The sequence below is a fragment of the Candidatus Bathyarchaeota archaeon genome (assembly GCA_029882535.1).
Classification (GTDB): domain Archaea; phylum Thermoproteota; class Bathyarchaeia; order Bathyarchaeales; family SOJC01; genus JAOUKM01.
The window spans coordinates 1-1,584 of sequence record JAOUKM010000083.1 but is presented as its reverse complement, the minus strand read 5'-3'; the positions used below and the strand labels follow the sequence as shown (position 1 = coordinate 1,584).

The window sequence follows — 1,584 nt, the reverse complement described above, 5'->3', positions numbered from 1 at the left end:
AAAGAAGCTGTTGGGTATTCTCACCAAGACAGATCTAATGCATATACTGAGAAAACGCTTGTGAAAATTGTATGGATTACGCTTTCATATCTATTTATCAAGCAACCTTAAAATGTCGAATAGAATTTAGATATGTATGTGAAAGATATGAAGACTAAATCATACTTTCAGAAGATCCTTGTTCCTGTGGATGGTTCGCATTCTTGTTTTCACGCAAAAATGCTCGCTGCTTTGATTGCCAAGAAATTCCAGTCAAAAGTAACTGTTATCCACGTAGTCGCACACGAGTTCATGCATCCAGAGCTGAAAGCCCAACATCGATTACCTCCTTCAATCCTACATGAAATTGAAAACTCGTATTTAAAAGCGGGAAGAAAAATTATACGAAACGCCGAGGAACTGTTTAGAGAAGAAGGCGTAGAAGTCGATGCCAGACTCGTCACATACGAAGATCCAGCCGAAACCGCCCTACAGCTGGTTAAAGAAGAAGGATACGACTTGGTGGTGATAGGAAACCGTGCGAAAAACCAAGCTGAACGCTTCTCCCTAGGAAGCGTTGCCGAAAAGGTTGCAAGGCACGCTGAATGCCCTGTTCTCATCGCTAAACAAAAGCCGGAAAAAATTACGAAAATGCTTGCGGCGATCGATGGCTCCAAACACGCATACAAAGCACTTGAATACGCCGTTCAACTAGCCCAGAAGCACAACTCAAAGATAACGTTGCTCAATGTTGAAGAGGACAAGCTGTTTCGTCTAGAGCCAAAAGCGATAGAAGGGGTGGGTAAAAGCATCCTATGCGACGCGGCGACTAAAATTAAAGAAGTAGACTTTGACAAACGGCTAGAATTTGGCAGCCCAGCAGAAACCATCATTAAAGTTGCAAAGAAGGAAAATTATGACCTCATCATTGTCGGAAGTAGAGGGCTAAGTAGTGTAAAACGGTTCTTCCTTGGCAGCGTGAGCGATGACGTAAGCATGCATGCAAGATGTTCGGTACTAATAGTCAGGTGAAAAGCAGATTCTATTTGCGCGCGCGTATGGTAACTTCATAAGATTTAATGTATGTTACTAAACAAAAAAGAGGCGAATTTTCAGTTGAAAATATCACCCACAAGAAGTTAATTGTAGCCCACCCAGATAACTCAATTCTAGAGGCCTTTGAAAAGATGAAAGACCATGAAATAGGGCGCATCCTTATAGTTAACGAAAAGAACCCCAAAGAAACTGTGCTGTGTTTTGACTAGAACAGACATCCTAAGCGCACTTAAAAACCGCCCATAAAATTATTTCTGCATAGGTCTCGTGTAAATCTTTATTCCAAACAAAAACATCATTTAGCGGCACGTTTGAGGCCTTCTCTGAAGCCTCTAATGTTTGCTTTTATTGCAGTTTCAGGCACGCTGTCGGTTATAGCCCTCTCAACAGCCTCCTCTTTCACAATGCCAGTTATCTTAGTTAAGGCTCCTAACATGATGACGTTGGCATAAAGCCTTGATTTCAGTAGCTTCGCAGCAGTTTTTGTCGCTGGAATTTTGAAAACTTTTGCCTTTGTTTCGAGTAGGTGTTCTACCTTATCTTTGTCAA

At 41.7% G+C, this 1,584-nt stretch carries 2 protein-coding genes; one reads left to right on the top strand and one right to left on the bottom strand.

Annotated elements, in window-relative coordinates:
• The first annotated feature begins 147 nt into the window (after positions 1-147).
• A complete protein-coding gene (locus OEX01_09750) occupies positions 148-1,011 on the top strand; it encodes a universal stress protein (GenBank protein ID MDH5449267.1) in 864 nt (287 codons plus the stop codon).
• Positions 1,012-1,330: 319 nt separating this feature from the next.
• On the opposite strand, the gene OEX01_09745 is transcribed toward OEX01_09750, so the two are convergent.
• Positions 1,331-1,584, bottom strand: a 254-nt coding sequence (locus tag OEX01_09745) for a 2-oxoacid:acceptor oxidoreductase family protein (GenBank protein ID MDH5449266.1), incomplete at its 5' end; no start/stop codon positions are given.